This is a genomic window from Actinokineospora baliensis (genome assembly GCF_016907695.1).
GTDB classification, from domain to species: domain Bacteria; phylum Actinomycetota; class Actinomycetes; order Mycobacteriales; family Pseudonocardiaceae; genus Actinokineospora; species Actinokineospora baliensis.
On record NZ_JAFBCK010000001.1, the window covers coordinates 4,778,010 to 4,793,455 of the forward strand.

The 15,446-nt window shown below is 69.3% G+C and carries 15 protein-coding genes, 1 tRNA gene and 1 pseudogene; 8 read left to right on the forward strand and 9 right to left on the reverse strand.

Going from position 1 to position 15,446, the window contains the following annotated elements; translation table 11 throughout:
- A tRNA-Sec gene (locus JOD54_RS21855) sits at positions 1-92 on the reverse strand.
- An 18-nt stretch (positions 93-110) separates the two neighbouring features.
- Between JOD54_RS21855 and selD the strand changes: the two genes are divergently transcribed.
- Genes selD through JOD54_RS21870 form a run of 3 tightly spaced genes read left to right on the forward strand, consistent with a single transcriptional unit; the run spans position 111 to position 3,378 of the window.
- A complete protein-coding gene (gene selD / locus JOD54_RS21860) occupies positions 111-1,121 on the forward strand; it encodes a selenide, water dikinase SelD (RefSeq protein ID WP_239573463.1) in 1,011 nt (336 codons plus the stop codon).
- Positions 1,122-1,145: 24 nt separating this feature from the next.
- Positions 1,146-1,802, forward strand: coding sequence for a DUF899 domain-containing protein (locus JOD54_RS21865; RefSeq protein WP_204452621.1), 657 nt, complete (start codon positions 1,146-1,148; stop codon positions 1,800-1,802).
- Between the two features lie 7 nt (positions 1,803-1,809).
- Complete coding sequence (locus tag JOD54_RS21870) at positions 1,810-3,378, forward strand: selenocysteine-specific translation elongation factor (protein WP_204452624.1); 1,569 nt, start codon at positions 1,810-1,812, stop codon at positions 3,376-3,378.
- Between the two features lie 223 nt (positions 3,379-3,601).
- On the opposite strand, the pseudogene JOD54_RS21875 reads toward JOD54_RS21870, so the two are convergent.
- Both JOD54_RS21875 and JOD54_RS21880 read right to left on the reverse strand, forming a co-directional pair.
- A pseudogene (locus JOD54_RS21875) lies at positions 3,602-3,738 on the reverse strand (IS110 family transposase); the annotation flags it as partial.
- Positions 3,739-3,771: 33 nt separating this feature from the next.
- Complete coding sequence (locus JOD54_RS21880) at positions 3,772-3,918, reverse strand: hypothetical protein (RefSeq protein WP_204452627.1); 147 nt, start codon at positions 3,916-3,918, stop codon at positions 3,772-3,774.
- A gap of 449 nt (positions 3,919-4,367) precedes the next feature.
- Here JOD54_RS21880 and JOD54_RS21885 point away from each other — a divergent pair, with 449 nt between their 5' ends.
- From JOD54_RS21885 to JOD54_RS21905, 5 genes are read left to right on the forward strand one after another with little or no spacing between them, the layout of a single operon-like run.
- Positions 4,368-4,859 (forward strand): hypothetical protein, encoded by a 492-nt coding sequence (locus JOD54_RS21885; RefSeq protein ID WP_239573464.1) that lies wholly within the window; start codon positions 4,368-4,370, stop codon positions 4,857-4,859.
- A gap of 5 nt (positions 4,860-4,864) precedes the next feature.
- Entirely contained in the window at positions 4,865-5,323 is a 459-nt protein-coding gene (locus JOD54_RS21890; RefSeq protein WP_239574941.1) for a hypothetical protein, read from the forward strand.
- A complete protein-coding gene (locus tag JOD54_RS21895) occupies positions 5,295-5,837 on the forward strand; it encodes a hypothetical protein (RefSeq protein WP_204452630.1) in 543 nt (180 codons plus the stop codon). Before JOD54_RS21890 ends, JOD54_RS21895 begins: the two co-directional genes overlap by 29 nt.
- A gap of 1 nt (position 5,838) precedes the next feature.
- On the forward strand, positions 5,839-5,979 hold the full coding sequence (locus tag JOD54_RS21900) for a hypothetical protein (RefSeq protein ID WP_204452631.1): 141 nt from the start codon (positions 5,839-5,841) through the stop codon (positions 5,977-5,979).
- Positions 5,980-5,997: 18 nt separating this feature from the next.
- Positions 5,998-6,543, forward strand: a complete 546-nt coding sequence (locus JOD54_RS21905; protein WP_307860205.1) for a hypothetical protein — start codon at positions 5,998-6,000, stop codon at positions 6,541-6,543.
- A 330-nt stretch (positions 6,544-6,873) separates the two neighbouring features.
- Here JOD54_RS21905 and JOD54_RS21910 read toward each other — a convergent pair whose 3' ends face one another.
- From JOD54_RS21910 to JOD54_RS21935, 6 genes are all read right to left on the reverse strand, one after another.
- Positions 6,874-9,465, reverse strand: coding sequence for a S8 family serine peptidase (locus JOD54_RS21910; RefSeq protein WP_307860206.1), 2,592 nt, complete (start codon positions 9,463-9,465; stop codon positions 6,874-6,876).
- A 683-nt stretch (positions 9,466-10,148) separates the two neighbouring features.
- The gene (locus JOD54_RS21915) at positions 10,149-10,415 is read right to left on the reverse strand and encodes a hypothetical protein (RefSeq protein ID WP_204452633.1); all 267 of its coding nucleotides are present in this window, start codon (positions 10,413-10,415) and stop codon (positions 10,149-10,151) included.
- Between the two features lie 328 nt (positions 10,416-10,743).
- Positions 10,744-11,616: an NAD-dependent protein deacetylase gene (locus JOD54_RS21920; RefSeq protein ID WP_204456443.1), complete on the reverse strand. Its 873-nt coding sequence runs from the start codon at positions 11,614-11,616 to the stop codon at positions 10,744-10,746.
- Between the two features lie 201 nt (positions 11,617-11,817).
- On the reverse strand, positions 11,818-13,884 hold the full coding sequence (locus tag JOD54_RS21925) for a xanthine dehydrogenase family protein molybdopterin-binding subunit (RefSeq protein WP_204452634.1): 2,067 nt from the start codon (positions 13,882-13,884) through the stop codon (positions 11,818-11,820).
- Positions 13,881-14,879: an FAD binding domain-containing protein gene (locus JOD54_RS21930; RefSeq protein WP_204452635.1), complete on the reverse strand. Its 999-nt coding sequence runs from the start codon at positions 14,877-14,879 to the stop codon at positions 13,881-13,883. The genes JOD54_RS21925 and JOD54_RS21930 overlap by 4 nt, the downstream gene beginning before the upstream one ends.
- A complete protein-coding gene (locus JOD54_RS21935; protein ID WP_239573465.1) occupies positions 14,876-15,385 on the reverse strand; it encodes a (2Fe-2S)-binding protein in 510 nt (169 codons plus the stop codon). The genes JOD54_RS21930 and JOD54_RS21935 overlap by 4 nt, the downstream gene beginning before the upstream one ends.
- Between the last annotated feature and the right edge of the window lie 61 nt (positions 15,386-15,446).

Below are 15,446 nucleotides of genomic sequence, written 5' to 3' on the forward strand. Positions count from 1 at the left end.
CGGAGGCGGACGGGAATCGAACCCGCCAGCGGCAGCACCTGCCGCTCGCCGGTGTTGAAGACCGAGCCGGCCACCAGGCCGGAGACGCCTCCCCGGGACACGACATGATCATGACACACCGTGACCGTGTCACACTCCTGGGTGTGACACACCGGCTGACGCAGTACGCGCACGGTGGCGGGTGCGCCTGCAAGATCCCCCCTGGCGAGCTGGAACGGGTCGTCGCCGGTCTGCACCGCACCCCGGTCGACCCGCACGGCGACCTGATCGTCGGCCTCGACACCGGTGACGACGCCGCCGTCGTCGGGATCGGCGCTGACCTGGCGCTGGTCGCGACCACGGACTTCTTCACCCCGGTCGTCGACGATCCCTACGACTGGGGGCGGATCGCGGCCGCCAACGCGCTCTCCGACGTCTACGCGATGGGCGGGCGGCCCGTCGTCGCCCTGAACCTGCTCGGCTGGCCGCGCGATGTGCTGCCGATGGAGTTGGCCGCCGAGGTCCTGCGGGGTGGCGTCGACGTGGCGGCCTCCGCAGGGTGCCATGTCGCGGGTGGGCACAGCGTCGACGACCCCGAACCCAAGTACGGGCTCGCCGTCACCGGTCTCGTCGACCCGCAACGCATCATGCGGAACTCCTCGGGCCGCGCAGGACTGCCTCTATCGCTGACCAAGCCTCTAGGCGTCGGCGTGCTCAACAACCGCCACAAGGCCACTGGCGAAGTGTTCCCGCACGCGATAGAGGTGATGACGACCCTCAACCGCGACGCAGCCACCGCGGCGCTCAACGCAGGCATTACGTGCGCGACCGACGTCACGGGATTCGGACTTCTAGGGCACCTACACAAGCTCGCTCGCGCTAGCGGCGTCACCGCCATCATCGACTCCGCCGCCGTCCCTTACCTCGACGGCGCCCGCGAGGCCTTACGCGACGGCTACGTCAGCGGCGGTACACAGCGCAATCTGGACTGGGTGGCCCCGCACGTCTCACTCGGTCCAGACTCCCTCTTACTCGCAGACGCGCAGACTTCCGGAGGATTGCTATTCGCAGGTGAGGTACCCGGTGCGACCGTGATCGGGGAGCTCGTCCCTCGCGATTGTCATACCGTCGTGGTGCGATAGGCGCTCCCGACAGAGGAGGACCCTGTGAGCCGACCCGACGTCGTGTCCGCCCAGGAGTGGCAGGACGCGCGCGACGCATTGATGGTGAAAGAGAAAGCGCTCACCCGCGAACTGGACGCGCTCGCCGCCGAACGCCGCCGCCTGCCCATGGTGAGGCTCGAGCAGGACTACCGCTTCACCGCGCCCGACGGCTCCACCGTCGACCTGCCCGGCCTGTTCGACGGCTACCGCCAGTTGGTCATCTACCACTTCATGCTCGCGGCCGGGAACGACCACATCTGCGGCGGCTGCGCGACCTTCACCGACAACATCCCCAGCCAGGTCCACCTCAACGCCCGCGACACCCGGCTCATCCTGATGTCCCCGGCGCCCCGCGACGAGATCGACGCCGTCCGCGACCGGTTCGGCTGGTCCACCCCCTGGTACTCCTGCCACGGCACGACCCTCACCGACGACTTCGGCATCGGCGGCGGCTTCGCCCTCTCGGTGCTGCTGCGCGACGGCGACGAGGTGTTCCGCACGTACGAGACCACCTCCCGCGGCGTCGACCGCCTCCGGCAGGACTTCAGCCTGCTCGACCTGACCCCCTACGGGCGCCAGGAGCAGTGGGAGGACTCCCCGGAGGGTTGGCCGCAGGACCCGACGATGTCCTGGCTGCGGCTCAAGGACGAGTACCGCTGAGCCGCCCGTGCACGTGATCGCGACAGCCGGACACGTCGACCACGGCAAGTCGACACTGGTCCGGCTGATCACGGGCATGGAACCCGACCGCTGGGAGGCCGAACGGCGCCGCGGCCTCACCATCGACCTCGGCTTCGCTTGGACGGACCTCCCACGCGTCGGCGAGGTCGCCTTCGTCGACGTCCCTGGGCATGAGCGGTTCGTGCCCAACATGCTCGCCGGGATCGGCTCGGTGCCCGCTGTGCTGTTCGTGGTGGCGGCGGATGCGCCCTGGATGCCGCAGGCCGAGGAACACCTGGCGGCGTTGGACGCGCTGCGGGTCTCGCACGGCCTGCTCGTGATCACCCGAGCCGACCTGGCGGACCCGGAGCCGATCCGGCGGACCGCGTTGGCCCGGATCGCGCGGACGTCGCTGGGCGTGGTGCCGTCGGTGGTGGCCAATGACGGGGTCGCGGGGGTGAAGTCCGCGATCGAGGATCTGGTGGCCGGGCTGCCGGAGCCTGATCCGGGCGGGGATGTGCGGCTGTGGGTCGATCGGTCGTTCACGGTCGCGGGAGCGGGCACGGTCGTCACCGGGACGCTGCAGGCGGGCACTGTGCGGCCTGGTGACGAGCTGCTGCTGCGCGGGTCGCCTGTGCGTGTTCGTGGGGTGCACGCGCTGGGGCGGTCGCGGGACCAGGTGTCGGCCGTGGCGCGGATCGGGGTCAACCTCCGCAGCGTGGACCGCTTTGAGGTTGAGCGGGGAGATGCCCTTCTTACGCCGGATGCGTGGTGGGCCGCGCACGTCGTGGACGTGGATGCGGCGGTCTTAGCCCGGCAAGTCGTCTTACACATCGGGTCCGCTGCCGTTCCTGCTCGTGCCCACGCCTTACGTGACGGCAGCAGGCTCTTTGTGTCGCGGCCCGTTCCCTTACGCGTGGGGGACCGCGTTCTGCTGCGCAACGGCCACGACATCGTGGGCGCGACGGTCTTGGACTTGGATCGCCTAGGCCGATCCCCGGTCTTCACTGGCGCACAACGCAAGGCCCTAGGGCGTCCCGCTCGCTTGATCGCGGGGGACTGCTACACCGACCAATGGGATTCGCTCGCCGCTCAAGCCAACGCCGCCCTGACCCAATGGCGCGCCGCCCACCCACTAGAACCAGGCCTACCGACCGAGACCCTGCGCCTCGCCTTACGACTCCCCAGCCCTGACCTAGTGGCGCCACTCATCACACCCCCAACGACCCTGCCCACCGCCGTAGTCGCCGTCCTAGAGGCCTTAGCCGAAGACTTCGCCACCAACCCCTTCGCCGCCCCAGACTCCGCCCGGCAACAGCAACTGGGAACCCGCGCCCTCGCAGCCGCCGTCCGGGCCGGCCACCTCCTCAAACTCCCCGACGGCATCCTCCTCCCGCCAGACGCCCCCCAACGCGCCGCCGAGATCCTGGCCCACCTCCCACAACCCTTCACCACCAGCCAAGCCCGCCAAGCCCTCAACACCAGCCGCCGAGTAGCCCTCCCACTACTGGCCTACCTCGACCACACCGGCACAACCCGCCGCCTCCCCGACAACACCCGCCAACTGCGGCAGTAGCCCAACCGACGCAACTACATCGGGCAAATACTGCCGCTTCAACGAAGTCGCTCCACGCGCCAGCGAAGTCCCGCTGTCAGACCGCCTCGCGCTCTATCGCGCGCACGCCGAGCTGCGCGCAGCCCATGCCTCGCTGGGGGCGTCCGTATGTGGTTGTTGAGCTGCGGTGGTAGCGGGTTTGGGTGTCGGTAGTGGGTGCCGCGGCGCGGCGTTGCGTGGAGGCGTCACAGCGTCGGCGGGCCAGGCAGATCGGTGCGGCGTTGTGGGTCTTGCCCTCAGCGCGTTTGCGGTCGTGGTAGGCCTGCTGGTCGGGTCGGCAAGGGTCGCGAACGAGGCCAGGAAGAGACGCTGGCGTAGGCGGCCAAGTGTCCGGAGCTGGCGACGTTCAAGACGTCACCGACCTCGAGCCAGGACGGCCGGGTGGCTGACCCGCGACCCGATGGCGTGTTCAGGGGCCAGGTGGATGCCGGTGAGTAGGCCGAGGATCCGGTTGGCTATACGGGTCTCGTTCGCCGCTGCGTGGGTCACCGGGTCGGGCATCGAGCGCAGGTACCCACGTTGCGACGAGACCGGTGCCTGTGTCTCTATCAGCGGTCCCTCGATGCCACCAGGTCCGGTGAGACCACCCCTGGATCGTGGGTTCGACAGGGGCGTGGTCATGCCGGGGCCTGGCGACCACACCTCCCTGGTCGGGCGCTGAAGATCCACATGTGGATAACTTCTGTCGCTGGGACGGGTGAAGTGCGGGAAGGGGAACTGGTTGATCAAGGGTGGTGGCTGCTCTAGCGTCAAGGTGCGTGACCACCGCACAGAGGCTGGACCTGTTGGCGCCCAGTGGGGCCAGAGTTGCCGTGACGTTGCCTGGGGTGGGGGCGGTGTCGGGGGTGGCGGCGGCGGTTCGGTTCGCTGGGGGGTCGTATGGGACTGGGTTCCAGATCGGGCCTCGGGGGTATCGGGCGTTCGCTGGGGAGTTCGTGGCGCCTGCTGACGTGACCGATCGGGTTGTGGTGCATGGGCGGGAGGTTGTGGTCGCCGAGGCGCGGGATGGGCAGTCGTCGGTGGCGGCGTTGGTGGGGGAGCACCACGAGCTGTTGACGGTGTATGCGGGGCCTGCGCCGGGGCGGGATCGGATCGTGGGGTTGTTCAGCTCGTTGCGGGTGACCGACTCCGCCGCGGGGATGGTGGTCACGCCGCGGCGGATGACGTTGTTGGACACCATGAGTGAGCACATCGTGTTGGCGGTTCGGGGGTTCGGGCAGGTGTCGATCCCGGGGCCCGCGCAGGTGCGCAACCACATCCCGGCGCACGCGGGGGCCAAGACCCGGCACGGGGAAGTGTGGAAGGTGCCGCTGGCGGGGGAGGGGCACATGTTCGTGATGGGGTTCCCGGCCGGGGTCGCGGAGGTCCAGTTGGCCGATGGGGCGACGCAGGAGCAGTTGGACTGGATGGATGGGATTGACGTGGCTTGGAGTGCGCGGTGAGCCCGATGACGGCGTTCCTGGTGATTACCTGGGTCGCGATCGTGCTGCTGTTCCTTGGGTTGGCCGCGGTGTTGCGCGAGGTTCGGTTGCTGCGCGCGATCGTCGGCCGCGACCAAGGCGGGTACGAGGCGCAGGCCGACATCGTGCTGGGCGAGAAGTTCGCGGGCCGGGTCGTACTCGCGGCCGACACAGGCTGCTCCCTGTGCCACGCGGTCGCCGACCGGTTGACCGACGCCGTGGTGCTGACGCACGAAGTGGCTTCGACGTGGGACATCGGGCTTGAAGTGGTGACCGACCGCGAAGCCTGGCGGGCGGTGTCGCACCTCGCGCCGCCGGTGCTGATGTTGGTGGGGTCGGACGGGCGGGTACAGCGGATCTCGCTGCCGGTGCGCGCCGAGCAGGTGGACGAGGTCCTCGACGAATGGGGGGTGCGCGGTGGCGCTCACGCTGGATCGGATACCTGACCACGAATCGGGCACCGGGCGCACGCGGGCGCTCAGCGGCCTCAAGACCACAGGCAGACGCCGCACGGTGCTGCGCGCCTTCGCCTTGGGCGCGCTGACCCTCGGCTCCGGCGTCCTGACCTTCCCACGCCGCGCCCGCGCCGAGGTCGGCCCCAACGCCCTCACCGGCTGGGACCGGACCGACTGCCGCGACGCCTACCCCGTCGGCTACGACGAGGACCCCGACACCAGCGGCGACCACGTCAACGCCTATGCCGCCTGCGTTGGCGGTGCCTGGCGCAGCAGCGACTTCTGCGAGGCGGGCTGGCACAAGTACGGCACCCACACCGAAGGCGACGTCCAGGTCGACCACACCGCGGTCTCCACCACGTGCGGCACCACCACGATGAAGAACGCGTGGCGCTGGACCACCCCCGACGGCAAGACCTACCGGTGCTCGGACGGCTTCAGCACCTACTGGGGTCCCGACCAGGCCGGGTACACCTACCTGACCATCTGCCGCACCCGGGTCTGACGTGCTCCGCTGGCACCCGGTCGTCCTGGCCCTCACCCTCACCGCCGCCACCGTGATCAGCATCCTGGTCACCGGCGACCACCGGGTGCCGTGGGTCTTTCTCGGCGCGACCGCGGGACTGGCCACCTCCGGCTCCACTTGAAGCCGCAACTCAGCCCACGTGCTGAGCTCGCCGGTCTGGCGAGGTTCTCCCGCGCTCGCGTTCCGTGTCGGCCTCCTACTCGGCGGCGCGGTCACCGCGACGGTCCTGGTTGTGGTCGGGTCACTGGTCCGGGCGCCGCTGCCCTGGTGGGCCCGCTGGGTGCTCGTCGGTGCGGTCCTGGTGCTGGTCGCCCTCAAGGAGTTGCGGGTGATCGACGTCCGGCTGCCGGAGAACCGACGGCTCGTTCCCGAAGGCGTGTTCCGGCTCGGCCGCCACCTCGGCCCCCTGCAGTTCGGCATCGAGATGGGCACCGGCGCCCGCACCTACCTCCCCAGCGGCCTGCCCTACATCGCTGCTACAGCCGTCCTGCTGACCGCATCCGTCCCCCAAGCCTTATTCGCCGGAGCTGCCTTCGGCTTTGGCCGAGCCCTCATGACCACAGCCACCCTCAACCACCCCGGCGACTGGGACGCCTTGTGGAGCAGGCACGCCCGCCTCACCGCCACCCTCCTCAGCGGCGCATTCCTCCTGGCTCTCGGCACCGCGCTGATCGCAACCGCCTGACCCGACACTGGCTCCCAGCATGCGGCCTGGACGGTGCCGAGCGGGCGCGATGAACGCGTTCAGGGAACAGGGTGCCGGGCAGAGCCCGCGTGACCGAGGCCGAGAAGACCTGCTGCGTTAAGTCGTGCCGTGATGAGGCCCGGTGCTTCGCACCGGATGGGCGGCGGTCGCTTCGCGCAGCCCGGTCGACCGCGTGCGGTCGGAGGTGTCGCGCGAGCGCTGTGAAGACGACAACCTAGCCGCCATCTGCAGCGCGGAGGTTAAGACCAGCACAGGCAGCCCGATCGCCTCGCGATCGGGCTGCCTTCGGTGATGCGTGCGGGCTGCTGATCACCCGACCCGGTAGGCGCGGATGACGGTTTGCTCGACCGAGTTCCCGTTGGCGTCCCGGGCGGTGATCCGCAATGACACGAAACCGGTGGTCGAAGGGTTCTTCACCAGGGCTAACCCTTCCCCGGTGCCGATGTGCAGGGTGGGGGCTTGCCGCCAGGTTCGGCCGTCGTCGGTGGAGTAGTCGGTGTGAAGGGTGGTCAGGCGCGATGTGGGCGCGCCTGGTGGGCGTTGGGTGGACAACCGGATCGGCAGGAACGTTCCGCGTCGGGCGGCGCCTTGGTCGTCGACCTCGGCGGCGGTTCGCACTACCAACACCGGTGGGGGAGTGGCCGATCCGGCGCCGGCCTCCTGGAAGGTCCAGGTGATGTCGGCGTGCGTTCCGAGGGTGGACCACGGGACGGCGCGGTCGACTGTGGTGCGGAGGGTGTAGCGGCCGGGGGTGTCGGGGATGGGGAACAACCCGACCCCGGGTTGGCCGCTGGTGCCTAAGACAGCGCCGTCCCTGGTCAGGACTGTGTCGCCGGTGGCTGCGGCTGCCAGGACGGTGGACTGGTCGGGGTCGCCGCCGGAGAGGGGGGCGGTTACTACCAGCAGACGACCGCCGAGCCGTGATATTCCGAATCCGACCTCTGGAGCGCCCAGGGACGGGCTCAGGGGTGCGCGATTCCAGTGCGACGCCGATCTACCCGGCTGGTAGATCTTGTAGGACACCGAGGACTCGCTGTCGGAGGTGTCCTCGGGGAACACCGCGAACACGTGCTGCCAGGTCGGTCCTGCCGTGTAGTACTCGGTTCGAGCACTCGGCACTGCCAGTTCGCGAACCTGCAGCGCGCCGGTGTTGGTCCCTGGCGCGTCCAGCAGTGCGTAGTCAGCCCGCAGCGACTTGGCGGGCGCACTCTGCGCGTAGTACCGAGCGTCCACCCGCGCGAGGTCTCGGGGACGTGCGGTGAATCTGCCGTCGGGGATCTTGCCCTGCTCGAGGAACGCCAGGTTGTAGCTGGAGCCTGGTGCGTCGAGGATCGTGCGGTAGGACAAGAGGAAGGTGTGGTCGGTGACCTTGCCCTGGGTCGGTACGACATAGACCTTCTGGCCCGGCCGGTAGAACCACACCAATGCCGACGTCCGCTCACCGGTCGGAGAACCGGACACCAGTGACAACTCGCCGCTCACCAGCGTGGTCTGAGTACCGTCAACGGTCGTTGACACCAGCCGACCGCCGGTGGCGTCCAGTGCGACTGACGACTCCCGATCCACGCCGATCCCGGTCCGGGCAAGCAGCGTCACGTCACCACTGTTCGCGACCTCCACCGCTTGGAAGTCGTACCGGCCCTTCGGCAGTCGGGCCACACCCGCACCGTTGACCACCCGAACACCGACAGCGGCGCCCGAGTCCACGTTCACGGCCTTCGCGACCACCGACGCCGATGTGCCCGTTCTCCCCTTGAGCGTCACCGCCACGGTGTAGCTCTCCGCCTCCAGCACCGCGGTCAGGGCTGTCCGCACCACAACGCCGCCCGCGGTACCGGTCAGTCGGCCACTTTGCCGTCCGGTCGCGCCAGCAGGGTCAGCGTGGACGGTTACCGCTGCCGTGCCGTGCGCGGGCACGACGACCTGCTGAGCTCCTGCGGTGAACACCGGGTTGTCGGTGCTCAGTGCCAAGGTGACGGCAGCATCGCCGTCATTGCGGTAGGTCACCGTCTTGCTCAACCGGCCGGATCCCCAAGGAACGAACCCGTACCCGATTCCGCCACCGACCACGTTGACCTGCTGCGCCACTGCGCGCGCCGCGTCCACCCGACCCGCGCCTTGCTCGAACGCGTCCGCCGTAGGCTTCGCGCTGCTCACCAGCGCCGACTTCAACCGGTCCGCCGCCCACCCGGGCTGCTTCTGCACCAACAACGCCGCAGTGCCCGCTACATGCGGTGCGGCCATAGAGGTCCCGGACAGGGCCGCGTAGTGCTCGTCCACCGGCGCCCAGTCGCCCGCCGGAGTGCCGACCACCCTCGCTGACACGATGTCACTACCGGGCGCCGCGATGTCCGGTTTCACCGCGTAGTCCCGTTTTCTCGGCTGCCGCGGCGAGAACGGGCTCGTAGTGTCGTCCTTGGTGACGCTACCGACCGCAAGAGCAGCGTCGGCAGCAGCGGGCGACGTGACTGAAGCCAGCGGATCGGGGTTGTCCAGGGCCCGGTCGTTGCCTGCGGCCGCTACGAAGAGAGTGCCGTGCTGTGCGGACAACGAGTTCACCGCACGCGACACCGGGTCCGTTCCGTCGGTGTAGGCGCCGCCGAAGCTCAGGTTCGCGACCCGGACTTTCGGCGCGATCCACTCAAGGCCCGCGATCACCGCGGAGTCCGAGCAACCTATCGCCGTGCACACCTTGCCGCTGACCAACTTCGCGTCCGGCGCCACACCCCTATAGCGCCCACTGGACGCCGCACCGGTTCCCGCGATGATCCCGGACACATGGGTACCGTGCCCGACCTGGTCGGCAGGTCCCGTGCCGGTGAAGTCACTTGCCTCCAGCACCTTGCCCGCCAAATCCGGATGGCTGCCGTCGATGCCGGTGTCCAACACGCCGACGGTCACACCCGCACCGGTGTACCCGCTCTCCCACGCTGTGGGCGCCCCGATTTGAGGCACACTCACGTCCAGCGTCGGTTTGGAGACTCCGTCCAACCAGACTGACGCGCGCGAGGAGGTGAACCACGCCCAGAAGCCCGGCGTGGGCGTAAGAGCAGCTCCGTCGACGCTAGGCAACGCACGCGTATCCGTCCCCGGTAGCGCAACCCGGGTAAGAGGGCCGGTATCGGTGACGATCACGGGAGCCGGTCTATCGCGCGGTAGGACTGTCAGGTCGAACAGACGCGGGTCTAGTCGACCGGCGTCGACCAAAGGCTGCGCGTCCGACGGCACGATTGTGTTGCCGTCGCGCAAGAACCCGACGTTCTCCCGTCCTGGTGTTGGTACTACCTGGACGATGAGCTCCCCGCGTGGTCCTGGCAGAACGCGGAACTGGTCACCGGTGACGAGGGTGAGCGTGTCACCCAGCGGTCGCGGTGTGGCGGCCCCGGCCCCGACTCCGGTGGTCGCCGATCCCAGCAGTGCTCCCGTAACCAGCCAGACCAGTACCCCGAACCGGCCCCTGTGACGCATGACGATCTCCATTCCCCTGGTTTGCGCCACAAGTGGTACCAGGGGGCGGCCGAACCGCGCGCGGATTCATCCACAGCCCCACCCAGACGGCCGTTTCCCGCCTGCGGGGCGGAGCTCTACGGGTAGTCGGTGCCGTCCTCGGCCATGTGCGCGTCACCCTCGCCGAGGATGCCCTCGTCCTGCGGCTGCGGCCGCTTGCTGATCAGCAGCTTGATCAGCTTGTTCAGGGTGCTCGAGCGCAGCAGCTGCAGGGAGCGGGAGACCGAGGGGCGCAGGGAGTCGGTGGCGGCGGTCGCGGTGGCGGAGGTGGTGACGACGGTGGTGGTCAGCAGGGCGAGCAGCAGGGTGGTGACGGTGACGACGGTGGCGACTGGGCGAGCCATGACGGTCCTTCCCGGGTGAGCGGCGCTTCGGTGCGAAGTGGTTGTGAACAGGTGATGACCGGGGTGCGGATCGGTGACGCCGCTTCGCCGCCGACCACTCGAACGAGATCGCGATCACTGCCGGTGCCCGGTGTGGGTGGCGCGCCGCGTGCATCAGATCTGACCGCCGAGCTGGGCGCGAGCTGCTCGTCAAGATCACGGCGAAGATCGCCGAGCACCGTGCGGGCAGGGGAGAATCCGCGGCGTCCGTCGATCTAGTGAGTCGATGCGGCAGCGGCGGGCACGCACTGTCGAGCGCGGACGCGGGAATGTCGGCCGCAAGGTCCGATCAGGTCAGGCGGTTCACCAGTTCGGTGAGCGCGGGACCCAGCGGGCGGTCGACGCGGACCGTGGCGTGCGGGTCGCCCCTGGTCTCGCCGAGGGTGATGATCACGACCGGCACGCCCCGACCGGCGGCCCGGCGGACGAACCGCAAACCGGACATCACCGTCAACGACGACCCCAGCACCAGCACAGCGGCCGCGGCATCGACCAGGTCGTTGCACTCCCGGACCCGACCGGGCGGGACGTTCTCGCCGAAGAACACGACGTCCGGCTTGAGCACGCCCCCGCAGGACCCGCAGTCGACCACGGTGAACTCGAGGATGGCCGCGTCGGCCAACTCGACGTCGCCGTCCGGGTGGATCACGTCCGAGGTCGCCACGAAGTCCGGGTTGGCCACCCGCAGTCGCTCGTCGAGCTCCACGCGCGGGGACTGCTCGCGGCACCGCAGGCAGATGACCCGGTCCAGGTTGCCGTGCAGGTCGATCACGCCTGGTGTGCCCGCGGCCTGGTGCAGGCCGTCGACGTTCTGGGTGATGACGCCGGTGACTAGCCCGGCCTGGTGCAGGGCGGTGACCGCGCGGTGCCCGTCGTTGGGGGCGGCCGCGGCGATGGTGTGCCAGCCGACGTGGCTGCGCGCCCAGTAGCGCTGCCTGGCGTAGGGGGCGCTGGTGAACTCGCCGAAGGTCATCGGGACGTGCTCACGCAGGGTTCCCGCGGCGCCCCGGTAGTCCGGGATGCCTGATTCGGTCGAGAGGCCCGCGCCGCTCAGGACCACGACCTGGCCGCGGCCGACGACGTCGGCGACCTCGTCGAGGCTGCTGGTGCGGGGGAGCGGGGCGCCGGTGGCCGTCCAGGTGAGGGTGGGACGGGTACGCAGCCTCGACATACCGGCAGTTTCCTGGGCGCCCATGCCGTGAGTCTACGGAGTTTCCCAGCCCAGAGCCGCAGCCTTAATCAGCATCCCGACAGCCGAAGTTTTAGATTAACTATGTGCTATCAAGATAATGGCTAGTGGGGTTGGAGGGGCGGGAAGCGGAGCGAAGGGTGGGGTGACGGCTGGGTGGGTGGTGAAGAGCGCCTAGGCGAGGGAGGGGAGGCCGGGGAGGAGTTTGTCGAGGGTCAGGGGGAGGTCGCGGACACGGACGCCGGTGGCGTGGTGGGCGGCGTTGACGATGGCCGCCGCGGTGCCGACGATGCCGATCTCGCCGATGCCCTTGACGCCGAGGGGGTTGACGTGGGGGTCGTGTTCGTCGATCCAGTGGGCTTCGACGTTGGTGGCGTCGGCGCAGGTGGCGATGTGGTACTCGGCGAAGTCGTGGTTGATGACGTGGCCGAAGCGGGGGTCCAGGGAGCTTGCCTCGTGTAGGGCCATGGACAGGCCCATGGTCATGCCGCCGACGAGTTGGGAGCGGGCTGTGCGGGGGTTGACGATGCGGCCCGCGGCGAAGACGCCGAGTAGGCGGGGGACGCGGATCTCCGCGCTATAGGCGTGCACGCGCACCTCAGCGAACTGGGCGCCGAACGCGTAGGTGGCGTAGTCCTCGTGAAACGGCGGCTTGGTGATGGACCCCTCTATCTCGTCGCCCTCCGCGGGGTCGGTGCCGAACTTCTCGCGGAACGCCTCCGCGGCGGTCAGGATCGCCGAGCCCCAGGTGGCTGTACCGGTGGAGCCGCCTGCCACGGACGCGCGCGGGTAGGCGGTGTCACCGATGCCTATGTCGATCTGGTCGAGCGGCACCTCTAGAGCATCGGCGGCGATCTGGGGCAGCACGGTCCACGCGCCCGTACCCAGGTCCGCGGCGGCTATCTCGACGACGTAGCGGCCTTGTGCGTAGCGGATGGCCGCGGTGGCTTGCATGGTGAAGGCCGGGAACACCGATGCCGCGACACCTGTGCCGACCAGCCAGTCACCGTCGCGGCGGGGTGCGCGGTCGGCCCAGCCGAACCGGTCGGCGCCGTGGCGCAGGCAGGCGACGAGGTTGCGGCTGGAGTACGGCTTGCCGCTGGCGGGGTCGACGTCGGGTTCGTTGTGGATGCGCAGGTCGATGGGGTCGACGCCGAGGGCCTCGGCGAGTTCGTCGATGGCGACCTCGGGGCCGAACATGCCGGGGCACTCGCCGGGGGCGCGCATCCAGGTCGGCACGGCGACGTCCAGGGCGACGACCCGGTGGCTGGTGGCGCGGTGCGCGGCCGCGTACATGGTTCGCGTGGGTGAGGCCGCGTTCTCGGTGAACTCGGTGATCTTGGCGGTTTGGTTGACGGCTGCCACTGCGATGCCGGTGAGGGTGCCGTGCTGGTCGGCGGCGAGGCGGGTGTGCTGGATGGTGGGTGGGCGGTAGCCGACGAGGGCGAACATCTGGGCGCGGGTGAGCGAGAGGCGGATGGGCCTGCCGGGGAGGGCGCGGGCGGCCAGCGCGGCCACGATGGCGGGCGGGTGTGGGTCGCCCTTGGCGCCGAACCCGCCGCCGACGTAGGGGCAGATGACGCGGACACTGTCGGGGTCCAGCCCGAAGACCTCGGCGATGGTGGTGCGCACGGCGTGGACGCCTTGGGTGGATTCCCAGAGGATCAGGGCGTCGCCTTGCCAGAGGGCGGTGGTGGCGTGCGGTTCCATCGGGTTGTTGTGGTTGGTGGCTGTTGTGTAGGTCTGGTCGATGGTGTGCGCCGCCTTGCGCATGGCGGAGTCGACATCGCCTGTCTTGGTGTCGGTGGGTTCACCAGTGCCGAGCCGGTCCGGCTTGTGCAGGTCGTGGCGGTCGGGTGTGAACGAGCTGTCGTGCTCATCCACGTGGTAGCTGAAGTGGACGAGGGATGCCGCGTGGTGGGCGATCTCGGAGGTCTCAGCGATGACCGCCCCGATGACCTGCCCGCGGTAGGCGACTTCGCCGTCTTGCAGCACGAACAGTTCGGCGTCGTCAACGCGGTTGAGCTTCTCCACCTGGCCCGGCGTGAGGACTGTGAGGACGCCGGGTAGCGCCAACGCCTCGGTGATGTCTATTTCGGTCACTTGACCACGCGCGATCGTGGCCTGCAGCAGAACGCAATACGCGGCGTTGTCCACGTCCGCCTCGGCGGCGTAGGTGGCGGTTCCGGTGACCTTGGCATACCCGTCGCGGCGGGGGATGTCCTGTCCTATAGAGCTCACTGCGACTCCTCGGCCAGCCTGCGCAGGATCGACACAACGGTGCGGATCAGCAGTGGGATCTTGAAGGCGTTGCCACCGTCGAGTCCGTCGAGGGCGCGAGCGTGGGTCAGCTCTTGTTCGGCCGCCAGGTGGTAGGTGGCATTGGTCGCGGGTTCGCCGATGAGGACCTGTTCGGCGTGGTGGGCCCGCCAGGGTTTGTGCGCGACCCCGCCGAAGGCGAGCCGGGCGTCGCTGATGATGCCGTCGGTGACGGTAAGAGCCGCAGCGACGGACACGAGGGCGAAGGCGAAGGATGCCCGGTCCCGGACCTTGTAGTAGCCGGATCGCTGAGCCACGGGGGAGTAGGGGAGTTCGATGAGCGTGATGAGGTCACCCTGCTCGAGGACGGTATCCCTAGTGGGGTCGTCTCCGGGGAGGCGGTGGAGGTCAGCGAAGGGGATGGTTCGTTCGCCCTGGGGGTTGAGGACGTGCACAGTGGCGTCGAGCGCCGTAAGAGCCACCGCCATGTCCGAGGGGTGGGTGGCGACGCAGTGGTCGGAGGCGCCGAGGATGGCGTGACCCCGGGTGAAGCCGCCTATAGCTGCGCAGCCCGAGCCTGGGCGTCGCTTGTTACACGGCGTGGTGGGGTCTTGGAAGTAGGCGCAGCGCGTGCGCTGGAGGGCGTTTCCCGCCGCAGTGGCCATGTTGCGCAGTTGGCCTGAGGCGCCGGACAGGAGCGCCTCGGCGAGCATGGGGTAGCGGGTCCGGACGCGGTAGTCGGCTGCGATGTCGCTGTTGCGGGCGGCGGCGCCGATGAGCAGGCCCATCTGGGAGTCCGTGATGTCGGCTGAGGTGACCCCGGTGACGTCGACGAGCAGGTCGGGGTGGGTGATGCCGAGCTTGAGGTGGTCGACGAGGTTGGTGCCGCCGCCGAGGAACGCGGCTGTAGGGCGCTCGGCGACCGTCTTGACCGCGGTGACGGCGTTGGCCGGGGTGCTGTACTCGAAGGGCCTCATGCGCGCGCCGCCTGCTCGACAGCGCTGATGATGGCGGTGTAGGCGCCGCACCGGCAGAGGTTCCCGCTCATTCGCTCCGCGATCTCCGCCCGCGTCAGCTCGGGCTCGGCCGCGACGTCGCCCGCGTAGCTGGGCCTGCCGTCGGCGAACTCGTCCAGCGCGCCCACAGCGGAGCAGATCTGGCCGGGTGTGCAGTAGCCGCACTGCAGGGCGTCGTTGTCGAGGAACGCCTGCTGGACCGGGTGCAGCCCATCCGCGGCGAGCCCTTGGGCGGTGACGATGTCCTTGCCGCCAACGGTGACGGCGAGGGTAAGACAGGACAAAACGCGCTTACCGTCGATCAGTACCGTGCAGGCGCCGCACTGGCCGTGGTCGCAGCCCTTCTTGGGGCTGGTGTTGCCCAGCGTTTCCCGCAGCAGGTCGAGCACGGTGGATCGGGTGTCGACCGCGAGGGCGTGCTCTTGGCCGTCGACGCGCAAGCCGACCTCGGCTCGATATCCGGACAACCCCACGGTGTACCCCTCTCGATCGCGACCACCCGCACCTACCGGTTTACCGCACCCGGTG